Source organism: Methanocalculus sp., from assembly GCF_029762515.1.
In the GTDB taxonomy this organism is placed as follows: domain Archaea; phylum Halobacteriota; class Methanomicrobia; order Methanomicrobiales; family Methanocorpusculaceae; genus Methanocalculus.
In genome coordinates this window covers 1-2,588 of sequence record NZ_JARVGN010000335.1, presented here as the reverse complement: position 1 = coordinate 2,588, position 2,588 = coordinate 1, and the positions used below count along the sequence as shown (strand labels likewise).

3 protein-coding genes are annotated in these 2,588 nt (G+C 52.2%); all 3 read left to right on the top strand.

Annotated elements, in window-relative coordinates; translation table 11 throughout:
• On the top strand, positions 1–268 hold a 268-nt coding region (locus tag QCH34_RS10495), incomplete at its 5' end, for a hypothetical protein (protein WP_300333858.1).
• Positions 252–2,333: a protease Lon-related BREX system protein BrxL gene (brxL, locus tag QCH34_RS10490; RefSeq protein WP_300333855.1), complete on the top strand. Its 2,082-nt coding sequence runs from the start codon at positions 252–254 to the stop codon at positions 2,331–2,333. The genes QCH34_RS10495 and brxL, both read left to right, overlap by 17 nt.
• A 41-nt stretch (positions 2,334–2,374) precedes the next feature.
• Positions 2,375–2,588: EVE domain-containing protein (locus tag QCH34_RS10485; protein ID WP_300333852.1), on the top strand; the 214-nt coding region annotated here is incomplete at its 3' end.

The following is a 2,588-nucleotide window of genomic DNA, read 5'->3' as shown; positions in this document are numbered from 1 at the left end:
CGGTGCGGATGCGAAGTTCCTCGCCCGCAAGGTGGTTGTGAAGATCAAGAATCCCGAAACCGGGCGAATACTCTTCCGGCATGACAACGCGGTGACCATTGAACCGGGAGGAAGCGTGCAGACAGTCACGCTCTCGTTGATCGATGCGGCATCTGCGCCAGAATACGGATCTCAACTTCTCGTGGTGGTGCAGGACGCAGATAATGAGGAACAGCTGGCACAGGAATACGTAACGCTCAGGGTGGAAATCGATGAATTCTGGTCATGAAGTAGAGATTGATGAGCTTGACAGCAAACTCGAGGAGGCATTTCCTGGACGGGTGGTGCGAAAGGATCTTGTCCATAAGCTGAAGGTGGGATTCTCCATCCCGGTGTATGTGCTCGAATATCTGCTGGGCAAATACTGCTCGACCACCGATGAAGATCAGATTAAAGAAGGCCTCAAGCTCGTGAAAAGTGCGATCACGGAGCGTGTGGTGAGGGCCGATCAGGGTGAACTGATAAAAGCACGTCTGAAGCGGTCCGGGTCGATGAAGATCATCGACCTCGTCACGGTCACTTTCGATGAGAAAGATCAGGGAGGAAAATACTGGGCCCGGCTCGCGACCTCTGGTCTGGAAAAGGTGCATATCGACGAGGACTATGTAGAGAAGTACGAGCGGGTGCTCACCGGTGGGGTCTGGTCGAATATCGAACTGGTCTACGATGAGACGATCATCCATGGCGCTGTAACCCGGCCGTTCGTCATCGCCAATATGAAGCCCATCCAGATTGCCAGTGCCCGCCTGGATGAATGGATTGAGGCACGGCAGCAGTTTACCCGTGAGGAATGGGTGGATGTGCTGCTTCGATCGATGGGATATGAACCGACGAACCCTGACTTCACCTGGCGGGTGAAGATGCTGCTTCTGCTCCGCCTCATCCCGATGGTTGAGAAAAACTACAATATTATCGAACTCGGGCCCCGGGAGACGGGAAAATCGTTTGTCTATCGTGAAATATCCCCCTACGCAATCCTTCTTTCCGGAGGGCAGGGTTCGGTCCCCGATCTCTTCGGGTGGAAAAACCGGAAAGACAAGCCCGGCCTGGTCCTGAAAAACGACCTCGTGGCATTCGATGAAGTTGCGGGATCGCACTTCAAGAACGAGGCAAACAAGCAGATGTTCAAAGGCTACATGGAACAGGGATCGTTCTCGCGTGGCGACGACAAAGGTACATTGTCTGCCGAGGCGGGTATTGTTTTCAATGGCAATATAGACGGCGATGTAGAATCAATTGCTCGCACCTCACATCTCTTTGCCCCTCTGCCCGAAACCATCCGCAATGATACTGCATTCCATGACCGGTGGCATGCCTACCTCCCTGGCTGGGAGATGCCGAAACTGAAACCAGAGCATTTTACGCCGCACATGGGATTTGTTGCGGATTATATCGCTGAAATATTCCATAACGGTCTCCGGCCTCTGAATTACACCGACACCTATGATGCCTACTTCTCCTTCGGCAACCATGTTGGACAGAGAGACCGGAAGGCTGCGGTTCGCACCGTCTCCGGACTCGTGAAACTCATTCATCCGGATGGAAAATGCACCAAAGAAGAGATGGCAGAGTATGTCAACCTCGGCCTGGAGATGCGGCGAAGAGTCAAGGAACAGTTGAAACGGATGAACCCAATTGAGTTTTCACGCGTGAACCTGTCGTACCTTGACAAAGAAACCGGCGATGAATTCATTGCCGAATGTTCGGAGCTGGGAGTGACGAAGCTTATACCCGAGGGGCCGATGGCACCCGGGGACGTCTTCAGCATCGGATGGGATCCCACGCTCGGCAGGGTGATGCTCTTCCGCATCCAGGTTGCCGCCATTCCGGGTTCTGGTAAATTCAAGGTCGTTGGGTTGACATCAAAAGCGCTCAGGGAATCTGCACAGATGGCACATAACTATCTACGGGTCAATGCCAGAAGATTGGGACTTGAACAGGATATTGGAAGTTATGATCTCAATATCCAGGTGATGAGCCCGGGCCATGGAAAGGAAGCGGAAGACATTGGTGTGGCATTTTATGTGGCAATCCTCTCTGCGATTGTCAATAAACCACTCGCAGGCGGGATGATCATCCTCGGTGAAATGACTATACACGGGGTGCTTTCACGGGTCGAATATCTTGGCGATCGGATAAGAGTCGCCATGGATGCGGGAGCGAAGCAGGTGATTATCCCCACGACCAATGCAGCCGATTTTGGGAGCATTCCCCCCGAGTTGCTCGATAAGTTGCGGGTTGAGTTTTTCTCGGATCCTATGCAGGCTGCGTTCAAGGCAATCAGCGAAGCATAATTATCGAATTCTTTTTTTATTGCCATCACGAAGAGTCAATCATGACCCGCTGGTTTGCCTCTTCAAATCGAGAAAATTGGGAAATAATAAAGAAAAAGAATGTCTGGGGGATCCCCAAGCGGAACAAATCCATCATCGAGCGGGTAAAGCCCGGGGATTCTGTTCTCATCTATGTGGCCCAGAAAAAAGAGGATGACACCATTCTTCCCTCCGCCGTTACCGGCGCATTTGAGGTCATTTCCGAGGGATATGAAG

Coding starts and splice junctions, on each gene's coding strand:
- brxL (WP_300333855.1), top strand. CDS start 252: ATGAATTCTGGTCATGAAGTAGAGATTGATGAGCTTGACAGCAAACTC.